General features: G+C 69.3%; 19 protein-coding genes. 6 read left to right on the top strand and 13 right to left on the bottom strand.

Features of this window, described 5'->3' with window-relative positions:
* Positions 1 to 26: 26 nt before the first annotated feature.
* The 7 genes from ACIBVP_RS17825 to ACIBVP_RS17795 form a co-directional block, all read right to left on the bottom strand.
* The gene (locus ACIBVP_RS17825; RefSeq protein ID WP_396107220.1) at positions 27 to 758 is read right to left on the bottom strand and encodes an AMP-binding protein; all 732 of its coding nucleotides are present in this window, start codon (positions 756 to 758) and stop codon (positions 27 to 29) included.
* Positions 758 to 1261 carry an SRPBCC family protein gene (locus ACIBVP_RS17820; protein WP_396107219.1) on the bottom strand — a complete coding sequence of 168 codons (504 nt, stop codon included), beginning with the start codon at positions 1259 to 1261 and terminating at the stop codon, positions 758 to 760. The genes ACIBVP_RS17825 and ACIBVP_RS17820 overlap by 1 nt, the downstream gene beginning before the upstream one ends.
* A 360-nt stretch (positions 1262 to 1621) precedes the next feature.
* Positions 1622 to 2635, bottom strand: coding sequence for a 2-oxoacid:ferredoxin oxidoreductase subunit beta (locus tag ACIBVP_RS17815; protein WP_396107218.1), 1014 nt, complete (start codon positions 2633 to 2635; stop codon positions 1622 to 1624).
* The gene (locus ACIBVP_RS17810) at positions 2635 to 4515 is read right to left on the bottom strand and encodes a 2-oxoacid:acceptor oxidoreductase subunit alpha (RefSeq protein WP_396107217.1); all 1881 of its coding nucleotides are present in this window, start codon (positions 4513 to 4515) and stop codon (positions 2635 to 2637) included. Before ACIBVP_RS17810 ends, ACIBVP_RS17815 begins: the two co-directional genes overlap by 1 nt.
* A 318-nt stretch (positions 4516 to 4833) precedes the next feature.
* Positions 4834 to 7056, bottom strand: coding sequence for a heterodisulfide reductase-related iron-sulfur binding cluster (locus ACIBVP_RS17805; protein ID WP_396107216.1), 2223 nt, complete (start codon positions 7054 to 7056; stop codon positions 4834 to 4836).
* Positions 7057 to 7182: 126 nt separating this feature from the next.
* A complete protein-coding gene (locus ACIBVP_RS17800) occupies positions 7183 to 8160 on the bottom strand; it encodes a bile acid:sodium symporter family protein (RefSeq protein WP_396107215.1) in 978 nt (325 codons plus the stop codon).
* Between the two features lie 301 nt (positions 8161 to 8461).
* Entirely contained in the window at positions 8462 to 9259 is a 798-nt protein-coding gene (locus tag ACIBVP_RS17795; protein WP_396107214.1) for a TetR/AcrR family transcriptional regulator, read from the bottom strand.
* 82 nt (positions 9260 to 9341) lie between these two features.
* Between ACIBVP_RS17795 and ACIBVP_RS17790 the strand changes: the two genes are divergently transcribed.
* The 5 genes from ACIBVP_RS17790 (at position 9342) to ACIBVP_RS17770 (ending at position 14821) form a co-directional block, all read left to right on the top strand.
* The gene (locus tag ACIBVP_RS17790; protein ID WP_396107213.1) at positions 9342 to 10292 is read left to right on the top strand and encodes an ATP-binding cassette domain-containing protein; all 951 of its coding nucleotides are present in this window, start codon (positions 9342 to 9344) and stop codon (positions 10290 to 10292) included.
* Positions 10289 to 11074 carry an ABC transporter permease gene (locus ACIBVP_RS17785; RefSeq protein ID WP_396107212.1) on the top strand — a complete coding sequence of 262 codons (786 nt, stop codon included), beginning with the start codon at positions 10289 to 10291 and terminating at the stop codon, positions 11072 to 11074. Before ACIBVP_RS17790 ends, ACIBVP_RS17785 begins: the two co-directional genes overlap by 4 nt.
* Before the next feature lie 7 nt (positions 11075 to 11081).
* The gene (locus tag ACIBVP_RS17780; protein ID WP_396107211.1) at positions 11082 to 13448 is read left to right on the top strand and encodes a DEAD/DEAH box helicase; all 2367 of its coding nucleotides are present in this window, start codon (positions 11082 to 11084) and stop codon (positions 13446 to 13448) included.
* Positions 13445 to 14245 (top strand): hypothetical protein, encoded by an 801-nt coding sequence (locus tag ACIBVP_RS17775; RefSeq protein WP_396107210.1) that lies wholly within the window; start codon positions 13445 to 13447, stop codon positions 14243 to 14245. The genes ACIBVP_RS17780 and ACIBVP_RS17775 overlap by 4 nt, the downstream gene beginning before the upstream one ends.
* A gap of 360 nt (positions 14246 to 14605) precedes the next feature.
* Positions 14606 to 14821, top strand: coding sequence for a hypothetical protein (locus ACIBVP_RS17770; RefSeq protein ID WP_396107209.1), 216 nt, complete (start codon positions 14606 to 14608; stop codon positions 14819 to 14821).
* On the opposite strand, the gene ACIBVP_RS17765 is transcribed toward ACIBVP_RS17770, so the two are convergent.
* The 5 genes from ACIBVP_RS17765 to ACIBVP_RS17745 all read right to left on the bottom strand — a co-directional run bounded on the left by ACIBVP_RS17765 (position 14802) and on the right by ACIBVP_RS17745 (position 20344).
* Complete coding sequence (locus ACIBVP_RS17765) at positions 14802 to 15836, bottom strand: MBL fold metallo-hydrolase (RefSeq protein WP_396107208.1); 1035 nt, start codon at positions 15834 to 15836, stop codon at positions 14802 to 14804. The genes ACIBVP_RS17770 and ACIBVP_RS17765 overlap by 20 nt on opposite strands.
* Positions 15837 to 16177: 341 nt before the next feature.
* Positions 16178 to 17392 carry a formaldehyde dehydrogenase, glutathione-independent gene (fdhA, locus tag ACIBVP_RS17760; protein WP_396107207.1) on the bottom strand — a complete coding sequence of 405 codons (1215 nt, stop codon included), beginning with the start codon at positions 17390 to 17392 and terminating at the stop codon, positions 16178 to 16180.
* A gap of 103 nt (positions 17393 to 17495) precedes the next feature.
* The gene (locus ACIBVP_RS17755) at positions 17496 to 18104 is read right to left on the bottom strand and encodes a response regulator (RefSeq protein ID WP_396107206.1); all 609 of its coding nucleotides are present in this window, start codon (positions 18102 to 18104) and stop codon (positions 17496 to 17498) included.
* Positions 18097 to 19215 carry a sensor histidine kinase gene (locus tag ACIBVP_RS17750; protein ID WP_396107205.1) on the bottom strand — a complete coding sequence of 373 codons (1119 nt, stop codon included), beginning with the start codon at positions 19213 to 19215 and terminating at the stop codon, positions 18097 to 18099. Before ACIBVP_RS17750 ends, ACIBVP_RS17755 begins: the two co-directional genes overlap by 8 nt.
* Positions 19184 to 20344 carry an iron-containing alcohol dehydrogenase gene (locus ACIBVP_RS17745; protein ID WP_396107204.1) on the bottom strand — a complete coding sequence of 387 codons (1161 nt, stop codon included), beginning with the start codon at positions 20342 to 20344 and terminating at the stop codon, positions 19184 to 19186. The genes ACIBVP_RS17750 and ACIBVP_RS17745 overlap by 32 nt, the downstream gene beginning before the upstream one ends.
* 164 nt (positions 20345 to 20508) lie before the next feature.
* Between ACIBVP_RS17745 and ACIBVP_RS17740 the strand changes: the two genes are divergently transcribed.
* Positions 20509 to 21732: a glycoside hydrolase family 18 protein gene (locus ACIBVP_RS17740; protein WP_396107203.1), complete on the top strand. Its 1224-nt coding sequence runs from the start codon at positions 20509 to 20511 to the stop codon at positions 21730 to 21732.
* A gap of 34 nt (positions 21733 to 21766) precedes the next feature.
* On the opposite strand, the gene ACIBVP_RS17735 is transcribed toward ACIBVP_RS17740, so the two are convergent.
* Positions 21767 to 21952 (bottom strand): hypothetical protein, encoded by a 186-nt coding sequence (locus tag ACIBVP_RS17735; protein ID WP_396107202.1) that lies wholly within the window; start codon positions 21950 to 21952, stop codon positions 21767 to 21769.
* Between the last annotated feature and the right edge of the window lie 37 nt (positions 21953 to 21989).

Here is a 21989-nt window from a genome sequence, read left to right as displayed (position 1 = left end):
GGTGTTTGAGCGCGCGACTCGCGGGGTTACGCCGCCTTTAGGCCGGACTCGGTCAGGACGTGTGTCGGTGGGTGGTATGCCGGGTGGTCGTCGTGGCGGGACAGGATCTGCGTGGCGCCCGTCAGCAGTGCCGCGCTCAGGGTGACCGGGTCGTAGGACGGGGTCGTCGTCAGGATCACCGCGTCCGCCGTCAGGTTCACCGCCGCCGCGCGGACCTTCAGTTCCTGGTGCGTCAGCAGACCGGACAGTATGGCGGCCGGTTCGCGTTCGTCGCGGTCCCGGGGTTCGACCAGCAGCGCACCGCCGGTAGACAGTTCCGCGCACGTCAGGACACCCGGCTCGGCGGGCGCGTCGAGCAACAGCACCAGTTCCAGCGTGTCCGGCAGCACCGGCCGGACCCGCTCGTACATCGCACGGCCCAGCACCACCGCCCGCGCCTTCGTCACCGCGAGGAAGTCGGCGAAGGCGTCGGCCGGCGTGTCCGGGTCGACCGGTGCCGCGACGTTGCCGCTGCGGACGATCGCGAAGAACGCCGTCGGGAAGTGCATGCCGGGCAACGCGGCCACGGCCACCGTCAACCCGTCACCGCCGAGACGCTGGCGCAGGCCGAACGCCAGGCGCGACACGGCACGGTCCAACTCGCCGAACGTGACCGTGCTGCTGGTGGTGCGCAGCGCGGCCCGGTCGGGCCAGGTCGCGGCCGCGAGACTGGGCAGTACGTCAGCCGAGCCGACCGGCAGATCCGCGAAGGATGTCATCAGGAGGCCTCTCTTTCCGGGACCGCTCTGTCCGGGCCGGACGGAAGCGGGTGCGACACCGCACCGAGCTCGGCGGTCCGCCGCAGCGAGTCGAGCATCGCGGTACCGATCGCGGTGATCTGCCGCGCGGCCCTGGCCGCCGTCTCCGCGTCGTCGTCGGCGACGCTGAAGTAGTGGTCGAGCGCCACCACGACGCCGACCGCCCTCGTCTCCACCCGCCACAGCCCGGCCATCGACCTGAGCGGTGCGGGCGGGTCGAGCCGCCGGTACCGGACCTGCAGCCGCTTCTGGTTCACCTCGCGCACGGAGATCCAGGAGGACCCCGAGTGCTCGACGATCCGGAACCGCTCGCAGGCCCGGTCGGTGCCGAGTGGCTCGACCGCGGCCACCGAGTCGAAGACCGACGGCCAGCCCGTGATGTCCGTGACCAGCTCGTACACGCGCTTCGGCAGGGCGGCGACCTTGAACCGCTGGCGTGTCGTCCAGATCTTCAGTTCGGCCATGGCTCCGCTCCCTCCGACATCTCCCAGCGACAGGGCTTCCTGTGAGTTTCCTCACCGCCACTGGAAGGCAGCTCGAAGGCTGCTCGACAGTTCGTCCTCATCCTGGCCACTCGTGGTAAGGGAGTCGCTACCGCACGTTCTCGTGCTTGTTGCGAGCGAGCCTCAAGATGCGAGTCGCATCCTGGCGGTGACGCGGCGAAGGAGGCCGAGATGACGCATCATGGCGTGCCACGCAGCCTCACCCCGACGGTGGTCACCGTGGACGCGGGACCGTCAGTCCGGAAGCGTTTTCACGCGCTCATCGTGCGCGCGCACCGCGAGTGGGAGTCGGGTACGCGCGGTCCGGTGTGGCTGCGTTGTTCAGCCGACCGTCCAGGTGTCGGCACCCCGGAGGAGTGACCGCAGGTCGGCCTGCTTCGCATCGGTCGCGGTACGCACCTGCTCGCGGGCGAGGTCGTCGTAGGCGGGCCGGTCGACGTTGCGGTAGACACCGGTGACCGTGTAGCGCAAGTCCTGTGTGGACAATCGGGAGAGCGCGAACGCGTACGCCGGGTCGTCGGTCGACGCGTCGTGGACGACCACCCGGTCCGGGTCGTACGGTCCGACCTCCAGGCCACCCCGATCGTTGCGCAGCACGGAGAGCGCTCTCTCGGGTCCGAACCGGACCGGTTCGCCGTCCTCGAGGGGGATGAGGCGTTGTTCTTTTTCGCCGGGTTCTTTGAGGACGTCGAAGGCGCCGTCGTTGAAGATGGGGCAGTTCTGGTAGATCTCGACCAGTGCCGAGCCGCGGTGTTGGGCGGCGGCGGTGAGGATCGAGGTCAGCTGGGCGCGGTCGTTGTCCAGCGTGCGGGCCACGAAGGTGGCTTCGGCGCCGATGGCCAGCGAGAGCGGGTTGAACGGGTGGTCCAGCGAGCCCATGGGCGTGGACTTGGTGAGTTTCCCGGTTTCGGAGGTGGGTGAGTACTGGCCTTTGGTGAGGCCGTAGATCCGGTTGTTGAAGAGCAGGATTTTGAGGTTGACGTTGCGGCGTAGTGCGTGGATGAGGTGGTTGCCGCCGATGGAGAGCGCGTCGCCGTCGCCGGTGACGACCCAGACGGACAGGTCGGGTCGGGTGACCGCGAGTCCGGTGGCGATGGCGGGGGCGCGGCCGTGGATGGAGTGCATGCCGTAGGTGTTCATGTAGTACGGGAATCGTGAGGAGCACCCGATACCGGAGATGAACACGATGTTCTCGCGTTTGAGGCCGAGGGTGGGCAGGAACGACTGCATGGCGTTGAGCACCACGTAGTCCCCGCAGCCCGGGCACCAGCGCACTTCCTGATCCGACTTGAAATCCTTCGGCTTGAGCCCCAGCTCCAGGTCCACAGTGGTCATCAGGCTGCCTCCGCGAGCGTTGTGCCCAGGTACCGTTCGAGCACGTCGACCAGCTCCGACTCCATGAACGGCGTGCCGGCGACCTTCGTGTACGACTGCACGTCCACGAGATACTTGCCGCGCAACAGGAGCGCCAGCTGTCCCATGTTCATCTCGGGCACGACAACCGTGCCGTACCGCTTGAGCACCTCGCCCAGGTTCGCCGGGAACGGGTTGAGATGCCGCAGGTGCGCCTGCGCGATCCGCTGACCGCGCTTGCGGATCGCGCGGCACGCGGCGCCGATCGGCCCGTACGTCGAACCCCAGCCCAGCACCAGCACGTCCGCGCCGCCGCCCGGGTCCTCGACCACCAGGTCCGGCACCTCGATGCCATCCACCTTGGACTGGCGCAACCGGACCATGCGGTCGTGGTTGTCCGGGTCGTAGGAGATGTTCCCCTTGCCGTCGGCCTTCTCCAGTCCACCGATGCGGTGCTGCAGACCGGGTGTGCCCGGGATGGCCCACGCGCGCGCGAGGGTCTCCGGGTCGCGGACGTACGGCCAGTGCTCGCCGCTGCCGTCGGGCGCGTTCGGCTCCGTCTCGAACTCCACCGACAGGTCCGGCAGCTCGTCGGCGTCCGGGACCAGCCACGGTTCCGACCCGTTCGCGATCGCGCCGTCCGAGAGGACCAGCACTGGCGTCCGGTAGGAGAGCGCTATCCGAACCGCGTCGAGGACGACGTCGAAGCAGTCGCCGGGAGACCGCGGCGCAAGCACCGGCACCGGTGACTCGCCGTTGCGCCCGTGCAGGGCCTGCAGCAGGTCGGCCTGCTCGGTCTTGGTCGGCAGACCGGTCGACGGCCCGCCCCGCTGCACGTCGATCACCAGCAGCGGCAGCTCCTGCATGACCGCGAGGCCGATGGTCTCGGACTTCAGCGCGATGCCCGGCCCGGACGTGGTCGTGACCCCGAGCGCGCCGCCGTAGGACGCGCCGAGCGCCGCACCGACCCCGGCGATCTCGTCCTCCGCCTGCATGGTGATCACGTTGAAGTGCTTGTGCTGCGACAGCTCGTGCAGGATGTCCGACGCGGGCGTGATCGGGTAGCTGCCCAGGAACACCGGGAGTTTCGCGCACTGTCCGGCCGCGACGATCCCGTACGACAGGGCGAGGTTGCCGGTGATCTGCCGGTACTCCCCCGGCGGGAACTCGGCAGGCGCGACCTCGTACGTGGTCGCGAACGCCTCGGTGGTCTCGCCGTAGTTCCAGCCCGCCCGGAACGCGCGGATGTTGGCCTCGGCGATGTCGGGCTTGCGGGCAAACTTCTCGCGCAGGAACCGCTCGGTGCGGTCGGTCGGCCTGCCGTACATCCACGACAACAGACCGAGCGCGAACATGTTCTTGCTCCGCTCGGCGTCCTTCTTCGACAGGCCCGTGCCCTCGAGCGCACCCTGGGTGAGCGTCGCCATCGCGACGGGCAGCACGTGGTAGGCGGCGAGCGAGCCGTCCTCGAGCGGGTTCGCGTCGTAGCCGACCTTGCTCAGGTTGCGCTTGACGAACTCGTCCGTGTTGACGAGCAGGGTCCCGCCGGGCGGCACGTCGCCGATGTTGGCCTTGAGCGCCGCCGGGTTCATGGCGACGAGCACATCCGGCCGGTCACCCGGGGTCAGGATGTCGTAGTCCGCGAAGTGCAGCTGGAACGACGACACGCCGGGCAATGTGCCTGCTGGTGCGCGGATCTCGGCGGGGAAGTTGGGCAGCGTGGCAAGGTCGTTGCCGAACGCGGCCGCTTCAGAGGTGAACCGGTCACCGGTGAGCTGCATACCGTCACCCGAGTCCCCGGCGAACCTGATCACCACCCGGTCAAGCTGCACCCGTCGCGTGGGTTCTCCTCCGGTGATCACCAACCCAGTGTGCGCACAGGTGGCGGAGCCCGGGACGAATCCGACTAGAGCCCTCGCGAGTCACGCCCCCGAACACCGCAAGTCGCGCGCACAAACATAGCGAGTCGCGTTCCCGGGCATACCGAGTTCCGTCCCTGTGCAGATTCCCGCGGGCACAGGTCTGCACGAAACGTACAACTCGGTGTGTCCGAGAGCGCGACTCGCGGTGTCCGAGAGCGCGACTCGCGGTGTTTGAGCGCGCGACTCGCGGTGTTTGAGCGCGCGACTCGCGGTGTTTGAGCGCGCGACTCGCGGTGTTTGAGCGCGCGACTCGCGGTGTTATGCGGTGGGTTGGCCGCGTTTGACCGACTCCAGGAGCATCTGGCTGACGTCGCGGACCTGGACGTCGGTGCCCTTGTCCTCGCTCTGGCGCTGCACGAGGCCGTCGGTGATCATGACGCGGCAGAACGGGCAGCCGGTCGCGACCTCCTTGGCGTTCGTGTTCAGGGCCTCGTCAACGCGCTCCAGGTTGATGCGCTTGCCGAGGTGCTCCTCCATCCACATCCGCGCGCCACCCGCACCGCAGCACAGCGACCGGTCGGCGTGCCTTGGCATCTCCGTCAGCTCCATGCCAGTCGCGGTGACCAGGTCGCGCGGCGCCTCGTAGACCTTGTTGTGGCGGCCCAGGTAGCAGGGGTCGTGGTAGGTGACGGGGGTGCTGCCCTCCGGAGGCTTGACGGGCGTCAGCTTCTTGTCGCGGACGAGGCGGTTCAGCACCTGTGTGTGGTGCAGCACCTCCCAGTGCCCGTTCGTGCCCTCGAACGACGGGATCATGCCCTCCAGCTGCGGGTACTCGCGGGCGAGCGTGTTCATGCAGTGCGGGCACGTGGTGATGATCTTCCGCTTCTCCGGCTCGCGGCCCTCGAACACGGTGTTGAGCATCTCCGCCGTCTGCTGCGCCATCATCTGGAACAGGAACTCGTTGCCCGCGCGCCGCGCCGGGTCACCGGTGCAGGACTCCTCGTTGCCCAGCACCACGTACTTGACACCCGCGATGTGCAGCAGCTCGGCGGTGGCCCGCACGGTCTTCTTGGCCTGGTCGTCGAACGAGCCCGCACAACCGATCCAGTACAGGTACTCGACGTCCGGCTCGAGCACGCCGTCGTACACCGGCACCTCGAACGGCAGGTCCTTCGCCCAGTCCATGCGCGCGGAGTTGTTCTGGCCCCACGGGTTGCCCTTGTTCTCCAGGTTGCGGAACAGTGTGCCCAGCTCGGACGGGAACTCCGACTCGATCATGACCTGGTAGCGGCGCATGTCGACGATGTGGTCGACGTGCTCGATGTCCACCGGGCACTGCTCGACGCACGCACCGCACGTGGTGCAGGACCACAGCACGTCCGGGTCGATGACGCCGCCGACCTCGGCCGTGCCGACGAGCGGCCGCACCGCCTGGGCCGGACCGGAGTCGGGGACGCGCGCGAAGCCGGACTCCGGCACCGCGTGGTGACCGTTGCCCTCGGCCAGGGCGAGCACGTCGACGTCGCTGTGGTCGGGCACCTCCTGCCCGCCGATCAGGTACGGCGCCTTCGCGAACAGGTGGTCGCGCAGGTCCATGATCACGAGCTTCGGGGAGAGCGGTTTCCCGGTGTTCCACGCGGGGCACTGGCTCTGGCAACGCCCGCACTCGGTGCAGGTGGCGAAGTCGAGCATGCCCTTCCACGTGAAGTCCTCGATCTTGCCGCGACCGAAGACGTCGTCCTCGCCCGGGTCCTCGAAGTCGATCGGCTCGCCGTTCGACTCCATCGGCAGCAGCGGGCCGAGACCGTCCGGGAGGCGCTTGGTGGACACGTTGATCGGCGCCACGAAGATGTGCAGGTGCTTCGAGTGGAGCACGATGAGCAGGAACGACAGCGCGACGCCGATGTGGGCCAGCAGGGCGATCGACTCGATCCACTCGTTGGCCGTGTGGCCGAGCGGTTCGAGCAGCTCACCGACACCGAGCGAGACCCAGGCACCCGAGTCGTACGGGAAGTTGCCCAGCGCGGCGGCCGCGCCCCGGAACACGAACAACGTCCAGACGACGTTGAAGATCATGAACAGGATCAGCCACGCCCCGCCGGTGTGCGAGCCGTAGAAGCGGGACTTGCGCTGCTTGCGTTCCGGGTCGTTGCGCAGGCGGATGATCGCGAACGCGCCCAGCGACACCGCGACCAGCACGGCGATGAGGTCCTGCGCGAAGCCGAGCACGGACCAGCGGCCGATCAGCGGGATGTGGAAGTCGTGGTCGAACAGCGCGCCGTAGGCCTCGAGGTAGACCGACAGGAGCAGGACGAAGCCCCAGAAGGTGAACGCGTGGGCGAGGCCGGGGATCGACCACTTGAGCAGTTTGCGCTGGCCGAAGACCTCCTTGACCTGGGCCCACAGGCGGGCGCCGAGGTGGTCGAAGCGGTCGACGGGCTGACCGGACTTGATCAGTTCGTAGAGGAACTTGGCACGACGTGCGGCCAGCCCGAGCACCACGACGGTGATCAGCAGTCCGAGAATGAGTCGAACGACCACGAGCTATCCCGCCTCCGGCGACAGTGACGACCAAGACTGGCTTGCAAGGTTGTCAGTCTTACTTGTTACTCGCCAGTATTTCCGATTGCGTCGCGAGTCGCGCAACGGGGTTGTGACGTTTGCCGCCTACTGGATCGGTGCCGGTTCCCGATCACGCGCGAACAGGGCGGCGAGCACACCCGCGGGCAGGAACACCAGGAGGCCGTAAACCGCGGCCGGGACCGCCATCTCCGCGCTGTTCAGCAACGACGGGGACAGCGCGATCGTGATCGCGAGGGTCGAGTTGTGCACGCCGATCTCGAACGCGGACGCGATCGACTGCCGCTTCTCGATCTTGGCGGCGCGGGGCACGAGGTAGCCGATCGTGAGGCTCAACACGCACAGCAGCAGTGCGACGAGGCCCACGTCCTGGAGGTAGCCCAGCACGTTCTCCCGCTCCTGCCAGACCGCGACCAGGATCACCGCGACGAGCACCACGATCGAGGCGATCTTGACCGGCACACGCATGCGTTCGGTGAACGCCGGCGCCTTGCGGTGGATCAGCATCCCGATCGCGACCGGCACGAGCACGATCGCGAAGACCTGGAGCACCTTGGCGGGCTGTAGACCGATCGCGTCGTCGCCGTCGAGGAACCCGGCGAGCGCGAGGTTCACCACGATCGGGAGCGTCACCACGGCGAGTACCGAGTTGATCGCGGTCAGCGTGATGTTCAGCGCCACGTCGCCGCGGGCGAGGTGGCTGAACAGGTTCGCGGTGGTCCCACCCGGCGAGGCGGCGAGCAGCATCATGCCGACGGCGAGCACGGGTTCGAGCTCGAAGAGCAGCACGAGCCCGAGGCAGATCGCGGGCAGCACGAGTATCTGGCACGTGAGTGCCACGATCGTGGCCTTCGGATACCGCACGACCCGGGTGAAGTCGGCGACGGTGAGCGACAGGCCCAGCCCCAACATCACGATCCCGAGCGCGACCGGCAGGAAGACCGTCGTCGCCGTCGACGAGTTCATTGCCGGAGAGTCACACCAAACGGACAAAGTGACAATCAACCAAAAGGCGGAACCCCGCGAGTCGCGCCCCCGAACACAGCGAGTCACGCTCCCAGACATGGCGAGTCACGCGCTCGGACACCACGAGTTCCGTTTTCGTGCAGGTCCTGCTCGGGGCGTCTGCACGAAACGCACAACTCAGTGTGTCCGAGCGCGCGACTCGCCGTGTTTGCGCGCGCGACTCGCCGTGTTTGCGCGCGCGACTCGCCGTGTTCTCGCGCGCGACTCGCCGTGTTTGCGCGCGCGACTCGCCGTGTTTGCGCGCGCGACTCGCCGTGTTCTCGCGCGCGACTCGCCGTGTTCTGGCGCGCGACTCGCCGTGTTCTGGCGCGTGACTCGCGGTGTTTTCGGGTGTGGCTTGTTATGGCTGGGGGTGTGGTTTGCGGGAGGTGATCAGGGATTCCACGCCGTCCAGGATGCGGGCCAGGCCGAACTCGAAGCCGTGTCTTGCGTCGTAGGCGGACTGGTAGGTCTCGCCGGCTATCGCGCCGACTCGGGCTGCCACCGGGTACTTCTCCGCGTCGAAGACCTTTTCCAGCAGTGGGGCGTAGACCGACCACCACTCGTCGTCGGTCTGGCCGGTGGCCTGCACGGACGACGCGGCCTCCACCGCCGCGCGAGCCGCGCCCTGTACGTACACGCCGACCATGCCGACCACCGAGTCCATCTCCAGCTCGGTCAGGCCGATGCCGTCGACGGCGCGTAGCTGGTGGTCGTAGTCGGCGATGCTGTTCGGGCCCAGCGGTGGTCGCGACATGGCCATGACCTGCAGCAACCAGGGGTGGCGCAGGTAGAGGTCCCAGGCCGACCGCGCGATTGCCGTCAGCTTCTCCCGCCAACCGCCCTCGACCTCCGGGCGTGCGGCCGACCCGATCGCGCGGTCGAACATCACGTCGACCAGCTCGGCCTTCGACGGCACGTAGGTATAGAGGGACATGGTGCCGACGGCCAGCCGGTCGGCGACGCGGCGCATGGACACCGCGGCCAGGCCCTCGGCGTCGGCGATCTCGATGCCCGCCTGCACGATCCGCTCCACCGTCAGGCCCTGCTTCGGGCCGCGTGAACGGGGGGCCTGACCGAGCCCCCACAGCAGCTCCATGCTGCGCACCGGGTCGCCGCGGCCGCCGTAGTGCCTGGTCTCGTCATTTTTCTTCGCCATCGCCGTAACATCCTAGAATCTCCGTACGATGTACGGTAGCGTCCATCCAAACTCCGTACAACGTACGACAAGGAGATGACTGGTGAGCCCGACCATCGTCGCCGAGGGACTGCGCAAGCGGTTCGGTGACAAGACAGCGCTCGACGGGTTGGACCTGACCGTCGAGGCCGGGGCCGTGCACGGGGTGCTCGGTCCGAACGGCGCCGGCAAGACCACCGCCGTCCGCATCCTCACCACGCTGCTGAAACTCGACGACGGCCACGCCGAGGTGGCCGGTTTCGACGTCATGACCCGGGCCGACCAGGTGCGTGCGCACATCGGGCTGGTCGGCCAGAACGCCGCGGTCGACGAGGTCCTGTCCGCACGGCAGAACCTCGAACTGTTCGGCCGCCTATACCACCTGAACGCGAAGGACGCCCGCGCCCGCGCGACCGAACTGCTCGAGAAGTTCGACCTCGCGGACACGGGCAACAAGGCGGTGAAGCAGTTCTCCGGCGGCATGCGGCGGCGGCTGGACCTCGCCGCGAGCCTCATCCTGCGGCCCCGCGTCCTGTTCCTCGACGAACCGACCACCGGGCTGGACCCGCGTGGCCGCAACGAGGTGTGGGAGGCGGTGCGCGCGCTCGTCCGCGAGGGCACGACGGTGCTGCTCACCACCCAGTACCTGGACGAGGCCGACCAGCTCGCCGGCGCGATCTCGGTCGTCGACCACGGCCGGGTGATCGCGTCCGGCAGCCCGGCCACGCTGAAGTCCCGACTGGGCGGCGACCGGATCGAGGTCGTCCTCCACGACCTGTCCGCGCTGCCGGACGCCGCCGAGGTCGTGTCGCGGATCGCCGGGGCACCGGCGGAGACCGATCCTGACAACCGTCAGGTAAGCGCACCCGTGACCGATCCGCTGGCCGCGCTCGGCGACGCGGTGCGGGCCCTGCGGGAGGCGGGCCTCGCGGTCGAGGACGTCGCGTTGCGCAGGCCGACGCTGGACGAGGTGTTCCTGCACCTGACAGGTGTCAAGAAGGAGGTGCACGCATGAGGTACGCGATGGCCGACGGCTGGACGATCACCCGCCGCGACATCATGCACTGGGCCCGCGAACCCGGTCCGGTGATCGTCGGGCTGCTGTTCCCGGTGCTGATGGTCGTGATGTTCGGCTACCTGTTCGGCGGCGCGATGTCGGCCCCGGGCGGCGGCGACGGGTACCGCGAGTTCATCCTGCCCGGCATGTTCGCCATGACCATGGCGTTCGGGCTCGAAGCGACGATGATCGCGGTCAGCACGGACGCGCAGAAGGGCGTCACCGACCGGTTCCGCTCGATGCCGATCGCGCCGTCCGCGGTGGTTTCCGGCCGGGCGGGCGCGGACATGCTGAACTCGGTGCTCGGCCTGGCCGTGATCATGGGTGCCGGCCTGCTGTTCGGCTGGCAGGCGCACACGGGCCCGCTCGAGGTGCTCGCCGCGGTCGGGCTGTTGCTCCTGCTGCGGTTCGCGTTGCTGTGGGTGGGGATCTACCTCGGACTGACGATCAAGGGGCCGGAGAGCGTGGTCACGGTGCAGATCCTGGTCTGGCCGGTGACGTTCCTGTCGAACACGTTCGTCGCGCCGGGGACGATGCCCGACTGGTTGGGAACCATCGCGGAGTGGAACCCGTTGTCCTCCACGGTCGCGGCGACCAGGGACCTGTTCGGCAACCCGTCGTGGGGTGCGGAGTCGTGGGTCGCCGAGCAGGCACTGTTGATGGCGATCCTGTGGCCCGTGGCCCTGCTCGCGATCTTCGTGCCCCTGTCCGTCCGCCGCTTCCAGCGTCTGAGTCGATAGGAGACAGATGACCGAGGCCGAGCTGCTCGCGCTGCACCTGGTGGCGCGCGGGCGTCTGCTGCCCACCGTGACCGAGGACGGATACGCCGCGTGGCGGGTCGGACCGCTCGACCCGTCCGACGTCGAGCGCATGCGGCGGCTGGGGATCACGCGCGCGCAGCTCGACCCGGTCGCCGACCGGCTGGCACGCGAGGCCGGGTCGACGACGCCGTTCGCCGACCCGGTCCCGCACCACGTGCCCGAACTGCGGGACTGGGCGGCGGCGATCGCCGCCGAGCACGACCGGGCCGCGCGGGTGTCGCTGCGGATCGAGATGACCGGGAGAGCGCTCTCTGCGGTGGTGCAGGTGCACAGCATGACCGAGCCGGGGCTGGTCGCTGACGCCGCCGCGGTGTGGGCGGGTGAGGCGTTCGGGCACGAAGAGCGGCTCGACGCCGTGCTCGAGCTCCGGCGCGCCGCGCAGGCTTGGCAACCGCTCTCCCGGCTGCTGGAGCTGGCTGTGCCGGACCAACTCGAACTGTCCGACGAGGAGGTCCACGACCTGGCGGGCGACGGCGAGAGAGCGCTCTCCGACATCGGCGTGGCCGTGCACTGGCCGCGTGACCTGACTCGGGGCGTGACGGCGTCGGCGCTGGTCGGCGGCACCGAGCTGCCGTCGTTCTTCGACGGCGTCCTGGACTTCTCGTGGCAGCTCTCGGTGGACGGGAAACCGCTCTCCGACGCCGAGATGGACGTACTGGCGGAGGCGCACCGGCCGTTCGTGCGGTTGCGAGACCGCTGGACGCTCGTCGCGCCCGACCTCGTTCGCAAGGCGCGGGAGCGGGTGCTGAAACCGCTCTCCGCGGTGGAGGCGCTCGGCGCCGCGCTGACCGGGCGGGCACACGTCGACGGTGAGTGGGTGCCCGTCGCACCGAGCAGGCCGTTGGAACTGTTGCGGGACAAGCTCTCCACCACGGAGACCGTCGACCAGCCCGCCGAGCTCGCCGCGACGCTGCGCGACTACCAGCTGCGGGGGCTGCGGTGGCTCGCGCGGATGACCGAGCTCGGCCTCGGCGGCTGCCTCGCCGACGACATGGGGCTGGGCAAGACGATCACGCTGATCGCGCTCCACCTCCACCGCGGCACCGGTCCGACGCTCGTGGTGTGCCCGGCCTCACTGCTCGGCAACTGGGAGCGTGAGATCCGCCGGTTCGCACCAGGGGTGGACGTACACCGCTACCACGGCGGTGGGCGCGCGATCGTGCGGACTGAGGGGTTCGTGCTCACCACGTACGGCACGATGCGGCTCGACTCCGATGTGCTGTCCGCCGTGGACTGGGACCTCGTGGTGGCCGACGAGGCACAGCACGTCAAGAACCCGCGCTCGGACACGGCGCGGTCGCTGCGGCGCATCCCCGCGCGTGCTCGGATAGCGCTCTCCGGCACGCCGGTGGAGAACAACCTGTCGGAACTGTGGGCGATCCTCGACTGGACCACACCCGGTCTGCTCGGCTCGCTGGGCGAGTTCCGGGCACGATGGGCGCAGCCGGTCGAGGCGGGCGACCCGCTCGCGGCCGAACAGCTGGCGCGGCTGATCACGCCGTTCCTGTTGCGGCGCCGCAAGTCCGACCCCGGCATCGCGCCGGAGCTGCCGCCGAAGACCGAGACCGACCGGCCCGTCGGCCTGACCCGCGAGCAGGCCGGGCTGTACGAGGCGGTCGTGCGCGAGACGATGGCCCGGATCCGGGAAAGCACCGGTATGCAACGGAAAGGTCTCGTGCTCAAGCTGCTCACCGCGCTCAAACAGGTGTGCAACCACCCGGCCCAGTACCTCGGCGAGGCCGATGGAGCGCTCTCCGGCCGGTCCGGGAAGCTGGAGTTGCTGGACGAGCTGGTCGACACGATCCGCGCGGAGAACGGCGGGCTGCTGGTGTTCACGCAGTACGTCGCGATGGCGCGGCTGCTGGAGCGGCACCTCGGCGAGCGCGGTGTGCCGGCGCAGCTCCTGCACGGCGGCACGCCGGTGCGGCGGCGCGACGAGCTGGTGCGCGCGTTCCAGGAGAGCGCTCCCCCACCGGTGTTCCTGTTGTCGCTCAAGGCGGCGGGCACCGGACTGAACCTCACCCGCGCCGATCACGTCGTGCACTACGACCGGTGGTGGAACCCGGCGGTGGAGGCGCAGGCCACCGACCGGGCGTACCGGATCGGGCAGGACCGGCCGGTGCAGGTGCACCGGCTCATCGCGGAAGGGACCCTCGAGGATCGCATCGCGACCATGCTGGCGGCGAAGAAAGAACTCGCGGATGCCGTGCTGGGCAAACAAGACGGCGCGGAACTCACCGAACTGTCCGACACCGAACTGGCGGAACTCGTCGAACTGAGGGAGTCCCTGTGAGCGCGAGAGGAGAGGACGGCGTGCCAGCGGAGGAACGCAGCGAGCCGGTCGGCATCGGATTTCCCGCTTTCCCGGCCACCACGCGGAAGCCGGGGCGGTTCGCACGAACCTGGTGGGGAAACGCGTGGCTGCAGGCGATGGAGGACACGTCGCTGGATCTCGGACAACTCAAACGGGGCCGCAAGTTCGCCTACGCGGGGCTCGTCGGCCCGATCACCGTCAGCGCGGGCCGGCTCGCCGCGCAGGTGACGAGCGACGACGGCGGAGTGCACCACACGGTCGTGTTCGTGGACCGGCTGTCGGACGGGCAGTGGCAGCGGTTCCTCGACGAGGTCGCCGCGAAGGCAGGTCACCTCGCCGCGCTGCTCGACCGGGACATGCCGCACGACCTCGTCGAGGCAGCCGCGGATGCGGATGTCCCATTGCTGCCGGGAATTGGCGATCTGCAACCTGAATGCGACTGCGAGGGCTGGGAACTGCCGTGCACGCACGCGGCCGCGCTGTGTTTCCAGGCGGCGTGGCTGCTCGACGCGGACCCGTTCGTGCTGCTGCTGTTGCGCGGTCTCGGCCAGGAGGACCTGACCGACGAACTGCGCAGGAGGGCCGCCGCGCGGTCCCGGCCCGCCCCCGCGCCGACCACCACGGCGGAACCGCTTCCAGCACTGCCACCGGTTTCCGGGCCGCCGCGAAAACTCGTCGTACCGCCCGCACCGGGCATTGATCCCGACGAACTCGCCGCGATCGCGGAACGCGCGGCCGAGCGCGCGCGCAAACTGCTCGCCGAACACACAACGTGACGTTGCGGCCGTGTTCACGCGCATCACGGAGACGTGAACGCGCCCACCCGCGGTGATCGACCGAATCCGGAACGTACTTCACCCTAATATCCGTGAAAGCTGGGAATAATCTGGAGGTGTAAAACGCTAAAGCCCCGTTCACCTGGCGATAAGCCGTCTTTTCCGACTGTGTGTTACCGCCGGTCAGACCTGCGCGGGGGTGGTGTGAACCACCGCGGGAGTGTCAGGATGCCGATCGCCGGGAGGCTTCCCCGGACGATCGTGGTGCTCGACCCCCCGATTACCGAGCGACACGATCAGCGATGGCGCTGCCGCAGATGGCCCCCGACGCCACCGCGGCAGCAGGCAGAAAGGCTCCGCATGACCTGGGCACGACACGCCAGCCCGACCCTTGAGCAAGGCCGTTTCGCCGAAGCGCGGGCGAACGAGAGAGTTCACTACGCCATTCAGAACCGCAAGGCGGCACTCACCGTCGCCTGCCACTCGTCGGACGCACAGGACTGCGCGAACCTCCTCGCGATGCTGGGCCTCGACACGATGGACGAGAACGGGGCCATCAGCACCCCGGCGGAGTGACGGCGTACGCCACCACACCGTCCACAGTGGATGACTGAAGATCGCCCCGGGCGACCAGCACGTCAAGGTGTGCCGCGGTTTCCCCCGCCGCGAGCGTCTTGTTGAACAGGTCGAGGTCGTCGAACCGGCGGTGCCGACGGGTCCAACCCAGCCGCCGCGCCGCGTCGAACGCGGTGCCGGCCCCGTCGCGCACCGCCGCCAGCGTTTCGGCGAGCCGTTCCTCGTGATGTGCCAGCAACTCGTCGACGCGCGCGTGCACGCTCGGCGTGACCGGGCCGTGCGCGGGCAGCAGCCGCAGGTCCGGGTAGGACCGGACGAGGCGCAGGCTGTCGAGGTAGTCGCCGAGCGGTAGCTTCGCCGGCGCCGGCTGGAAGCCGATCGACGGGGTGATGTGCGGTAGCACGTGGTCACCCGCGAACAGCACCCCCGCCTGCTCGTCGACGAAGACGACGTGTCCCTGCGTGTGCCCGGGGGTCGGCAGGGCCACGAGCGTGCGGTCGCCGAGGTCGATCTTGGTGGTGCCGTCGAACCACTCGTCGGGTTCCTCGTAGCGGGCGGGCGTCTCCCGCTCGTCCCGCTCGACGAACTGCTCCCGCCACTCCTCCATCAGCGAGGTGGCGCCCCAGCGGACCATCTCGCCGACCTGCCCGTCGAGCCGGCGAGCCATGATCCGTTCGAGGGACGGCTGCTCCCCGATGCCGAGCGCGATCTTGCTCCCGTAGATCCGCCGCAGCGCGACACCCAGGGTGTAGTGGTCGCGGTGCACGTGTGTGACGAGGAAGCGCTGGATGTCGGAGAAGTCGTAGCCGAGCGTGCCGAGGGCTTCCTCCAGCTGCCGCTCGGCGACCTCGAGCGCCCACCCGGAGTCGACGAGGACGAGCCCGTCGCCGGACTCGATCGCGTAGATGTTCACCGCCCGCAGACCGTCCGTGGGCAGCGGCAACGGGATGCGGTGCACACCGGGGGCCACCTCGAACGCCCCTGGCTCGACCCACGCGTGCCGGTCCTCGGCCATGGCCACCTCCTCGTTAGCAAACCGAACTTAGCAAATCTCGGTTCACTTCCGAGTGGGTGGCGTGCGGAAGAACACGCACTCCGGGCGGCCGTCGGCCCCCCGAAATCCAGCGTAGACCGCCGCACCGACAGTTCCGTTTCGGCGGAGGCGAGTTGTCCACAGGGCACTCGGTTGCCCACAGGCTGGCCGCTAGCGGCCCGGGACTGTCACCCCGCGCCGCTAGGCTGGAAATCGGGGGCCGGAGGGCCTGCGTTGGGAGCCGCCAGGTCCGGATAGCACGGTGCAGACGCGCCTGCGGGCGCTCCCCCTCGTCCGGGAAGAGCGCCCGCAGGGGGCCGGGACTAGGCCGGCACCATTCCGTGTGGATCGATGACGTACTTGCGCGCCGCCCCGCCGTCGAACTCCTGATAGCCCTCCGGCGCCTGGTCGAGCGTGATCTTCGTGGCGTTCACGGCCTTCGCGATCTGCGCCCGGCCCGACAGGATCAGGTTCATCAGCAGCCGGTTGTACTGCTTGACAGGGCACTGCCCCGTCGTGAAGCGGTGCGACTTGGCCCACCCGAGCCCGATCCGCACCCCGAGCTGCCCGACCTTCGCGTGCTCGTCGACGCCACCCGGGTCCCCGGTCACGTACAGCCCCGGGATGCCCAGCGACGCACCCGCCCTGGCGACCGTCATGATGTCGTTCAGCACCGTCGCGGGCTGTTCCGTCGCGCCGCCGCCGTGGCCGCGTGCCTCGAAGCCGACCGCGTCCACGGCCGCGTCCACCTCGGGCTCGCCCAGGATGGACTCGATCTTGTCGGTCAGGGTGCCGTCCGCGGCCAGATCCACGGTCTCGCAACCGAAGCTGCGGGCCTGCTCCAGCCGCTCCTTGATCATGTCGCCGACGATCACCACCGACGCGCCGAGCAGCTGCGCGGCGTGCGCCGCGGCCAGGCCGACCGGGCCGGCCCCCGCCACGTAGACGGTCGAGCCCGTGGTGACGCCCGCCGTGTACGCGCCGTGGTAGCCGGTCGGGAAGATGTCCGACAGCATCGTCAGGTCCAGGATCTTCTCCATGGCCTGGTCCCGGTCGGGGAAGCGCAGCAGGTTGAAGTCGGCGAACGGGACCATCACGTACTCGGCCTGGCCGCCGAGCCAGCCTCCCATGTCGACGTACCCGTACGCGGCACCCGGCCGGGCGGGGTTGACGTTGAGGCAGACGCCGGTCTTGCCCTCGTTGCACATCCGGCAGCGGCCGCAGGCGATGTTGAACGGCACCGAGCACAGGTCGCCCACCTTGTGGAACAACACGTCGTCGCCGGCTTCGACGATCTCGCCGGTGATCTCGTGGCCCAGTGTCTGACCGACCGGCGCGGTGGTACGGCCGCGGACCATGTGCTGGTCGCTGCCGCAGATGTTGGACGTGGCCACCTTCAGGATGACCGCGTGCGGCGCGCGGCGTTCGACGCCCAGCCCGTTCACCACGTCGTCGGGCAACTCGAGTCTGGGGTACTCGACGCCCTCGACGCTGACCTTCCCCGGCCCCTGGTACACGACTACCCGGTTGTCTGGCATTCCGCTCACCCTTTCGGTGTCCGTACAAGGAAAGTACGATCCGGACCGGGCACGCGTAACTGACCGGGCGGGCGGGGCGGCACCTACCCGAATGGACAGGTTCCTACAGGATGCCGAGCTTCGTCGCGGCGTAGACGACCTCCGCGCGGTGGTGGACGGCGAGCTTGCGCATGATGCCGCGCACGTGGAACTTGACCGTGCTGTCGCTGATCAACACGGCCTTGCCGATCTCGCGGTTGGTCATGCCGCGGGCGAGCAGCCGGGTGATCTCGAGTTCGCGACGGGTCAGCCGTGGACCGTCCTGATCGGATTCCACGTGGACCATCAGCGAACCGGCCCGCACACCGCGGATGATCTTCAGCAGGTCGACGACGTCCACGTCCTTGAGCACGTATCCCTTGGCACCTCGGCGCAGCGCCGCCATGACGAGCGACTGGTCGTGGAACGTCGTCAGCACCACGACGCCCGTGGACGGGTGCTGGGCCACCAGGTCACCGCACAGCGTGAGACCCGTGACCGGGCCGTCCGCGTCGAGCTTCAGGTCCAGCAGCACGACGTCCGGGTTGGTCGCCGCGACCGTCGCGAGCGCTTCCGCCGGGCTCGCCGCGTGCCCGACGACCGCGATGTCCGGCTCCAGTTCGAGGATCGACCGCAGGCCCTCGCGGACGATCGTGTGGTCGTCCACGATCACGACATGGATGCGCTCAGCCATCGGTCGGCGCCGTCACCCTGATCCGCACGCCGCCGCCGCGGCGCGCGAGGACCCGCACCGAGCCGTGCAGCTCACGGGTCCGTTCCCGGATGTTGCCGAGCCCGCCGGGTGCGAGAGCGCTCTCCAACGACCGCGCGATCACGGCCGCGTCGCCCGTGCCGTCGTCGGCCACCGTCAGCGCCACCGTGCCGGACCCGTACGCGAGGTCCACCCAGATGCCGCCCGCCGACGCGTGCCGCACCGCGTTGAACATCGCCTCCTGCGCGATGTGGAACAGCGCGTGCTGCGTCGCGAGCGGCAGCACGACCGGCTCACCGCGCACCCTGACCCGCACCCGCAGCGGGGTGATCGCGCGGAACTCCCGCGCCAGGTCGACCAGCACACCACGCATCCCGCCGCCTCGGCTGTCCAGCTCCGACAGCTCGAAGATCGCGGCACGGAGCTGCGTGAGCGCGGCACGGGCCAGCTCCTTGGTCACCGCGACCCGCCTGCCCACCGACGGCGACGGCTCGCTCCGCGCGCACCACTCCAGGTTCATCCCGATGCTGATCAGGTGCTGCGCCACGCTGTCGTGCAGCTCGCGGGCGATGCGGTGCCGCTCCTCGCTGATCAGCTGCCGCTGCCCGGCCTCGCCGAGCCTGCGGTGCGCGGCCTCCAGCTGACGGTTGCGCTCGGCCAGCTCCCCGGCGCGCGCACGCGTCTCCTGGTACAGCACGGCGTTCTGCAGCGCCACCGCCAGCTGGTTGGCGACGATCTGCAGAATCGAGAGATCGCTCTCCTCGACCTCGGCGGGCCGCGCCACCCGCAGCGCACCGACCGGCACCCCGTCGACCACCACCGGCACACCGTCCTCGTGCGCCCCCAGCGCGAGCGACACGACGCCGTCACCGAAGTGCGTGTTCAGGGCGTCGCCCACGGCCGCGCACAGCACGTCGGGGCCGTTCGTGGTCGTGCACAGGGCGGCGGAGAGCGCTCTCAGCGCCTCGACGGCCCGGTCGAGCCCGTGGCTCGTGCGCCGCCACTCGGCGTAGAAGGTGGGCTTCGACGACCGTGCGCCGGTGAGCCGCTCCAGCCACTCCTCAGAGCGCGGCGAGGCAGATCTGCTCGACATCCTCCCTGCTCACCGCCCTCGGGTTGGTCGTGATGTACGCGTCCTGGAGAGCGCTCTCCGCGAACCTGGGCAGGTGCTCGCGCCGGACGCCGACGCGGGCGAGCCCGGACGGGATGCCGACCTTCTCCCGCAGCCGCTGCACGATCGCGATCGCGGCCTCCGCGGCCTCGGGTGGCGTTAGCCGTTCCGTCTCGACCCCCATCGCGGCCGCGACGCCGGTGAAGCGCTCCGGGTGCGTCACCGCGTTGAACCGCATCACGTGCGGCAGCAGGATCGCGTTGAGCAGCCCGTGCGGGACCTCCAGGTAGCCGCCGACCTGGTGCGCGATCGCGTGCGTCGCGCCGAGCAGCGCGTTGGTGAACGCGATCCCGGCCTGCAGGCTGGCGCGGGCGATACCGACCCTGGCCCGCAGGTCGGACGGGTCGTCGAGGCTCGGGAGCAGGTGGTCCAGCACGCCGCGGATCGCGGAGAGCGCGTGCCCGTCGGACAGGAAGCTCGCCGCCCGGGACACGTACGCCTCGATGCCGTGGCTGAGCGCGTCGAGCGCGGTGTGCGCGGTCAGCTCCGGCGGCATCGTGGTCAGGAGGCTGGGGTCGGTGACGGAGATGTCCGGTACCAGCGCCCGCCCCGCGATCGTGCACTTGACCCGCCGCGCGGTGTCGGTGATGACGCAGAACTGGGACACGTCCGCGCCGGACCCGCCGGTGCTGGGCACCATGACCATGGGCGGGATGGGTTTGCCCACGGTGTCGATGCCCTCGTAGTCGAGGATGTGGCCGCCGTTGCCGGAGAGCACGGAGATGGCCTTGGCCGCGTCGATCGGGCTGCCGCCGCCGACGGCGACCACCACGTCGCAGCCGCGCTCGGTGTAGACGTCGAAGCCGGCACCGACCTCGTGGTCCTTGGGGTTCGGGGTGACGCCCGACCACACCTCGCACGCCAGGCCCGCGGCCCGCAGGTGGGAGAGCGCTCTCTCGACCCATCCGGCGGCGAGCACGCCGGGGTCGGTGACGAGCAGCGCCCGCGAACCACCCGCCCGCCTGGCCGCGTCACCGACCTCGGCGAGGCTGCCCACGCCGAAGATCGTTTCAGGGATGAGGAACTTCTCGAGCTTGCCTCTGGTCGCCATCGGACCTCCCGGGCGGACGCCCCGTCGCGTACCCGCGACCAGCGTAACCACCGCGCTCACAATTGCCAGTTGGTCTGTACCACTTGACGAGACATGGTCTAGACCACATAGTGAGCAGTGGATCTCCGTTCAAGCGCTGGACCCCTGCATCCACGAGGAGAACGATGTCCCGTAAACGATGGCGCCTGTCCGCACTCGTGGCCATGGTGGCCACGACCATCGGCCTGGTGGCCGCCCCAGCCCAGGGATCAGAGTCCACACCCGCCGTGTCGGAGGCGGCGGGAGGGATCAACCTCGGGTACTTCGTCCAGTGGGGCGTCTACCAGCGCAACTACCACGTCAAGAACATCGAGACGTCCGGCTCCGCCGACAAGCTGACACACATCAACTACGCGTTCGGCAACGTCACCAACGGCCAGTGCGCCATCGGTGACGCCTACGCGGACTACGACAGGTTCTACGACGCGGCATCCAGTGTGGACGGCACGTCGGACACCTGGGACGCCGGTGCGCTGCGCGGCAACTTCAACCAGCTGCGCAAGCTGAAGGCCATGCACCCGAACCTGAAGGTGCTGTGGTCGTTCGGCGGCTGGTCCTGGTCAGGGGGCTTCGGCCAGGCCGCGCAGAACCCCGCCGCGTTCGCCGAGTCCTGCTACAACCTGGTCGAGGACCCGCGCTGGGCCGACGTGTTCGACGGCATCGACATCGACTGGGAGTACCCGAACGCGTGTGGCCTGCAGTGCGACACGAGCGGGTTCGAGTCGTTCGAGAACGTGATGGGCGCGATGCGGGCCAAGTTCGGCTCGGACAACCTGGTCACCGCCGCGATCACGGCCGACGGCTCGGACGGCGGCAAGATCGACGCGGCAGACTACGCCGGCGCGGCGCAGTACGTCGACTGGTACAACGTGATGACCTACGACTACTTCGGCGCCTTCGACGCGGACGGCCCCACGGCCCCGCACTCGCCACTGACGAGCTACGACGGTATCCCCGCCGCGGGTTTCAACTCCGACGCGGCGATCCAGAAGCTGAAGGGCAAGGGCATCCCGTCCTCGAAGCTGTTGCTGGGCATCGGGTTCTACGGTCGCGGCTGGACCGGCGTCACGCAGGCCGAGCCGGGCGGCGCGGCGACCGGACCGGCGCCGGGCACGTACGAGCGGGGCATCGAGGACTACAAGGTGCTCAAGGACCGTTGTCCCGCAACGGGAACCGTCGCGGGCACCGCGTACGCGTTCTGCGACGGCCAGTGGTGGAGCTACGACACGCCGGCCACGATCGGCGGCAAGATGGACTACGCGACCCAGCAGGGCCTGGGTGGCGCGTTCTTCTGGGAACTGTCCGGGGACACCGCGAACGGTGAGCTGATCACCGCGATGGCAGGCTGACGCACGGGCCCTGGGAGATGCCTTCTGGCGTCTCTCAGGGCATGCCACGCGGATCGCGGATGTCGCGGTAGCTCTCGGCGAGCGGGTTGCGGCCGGAGCGCACGACGACGGCGACGAGCAGGCCGGCGAGCCCGCCGATCGTCAGCGCGAGGAGCTGGAGCACGAGCCCCGCGACGAACGCTGCGGCGGCGAGGAGACCGATCACCCATCGGACGGCCATGTCATCCCCCAAACAGACGCACCTTGTCGCTTGGGTT

Origin of the sequence: Actinophytocola sp. NPDC049390, assembly GCF_044466355.1 — a bacterium.
Taxonomy (GTDB): Bacteria; Actinomycetota; Actinomycetes; order Mycobacteriales; family Pseudonocardiaceae; genus Actinophytocola.
This window is presented reverse-complemented; position numbering and strand designations above follow the sequence as displayed.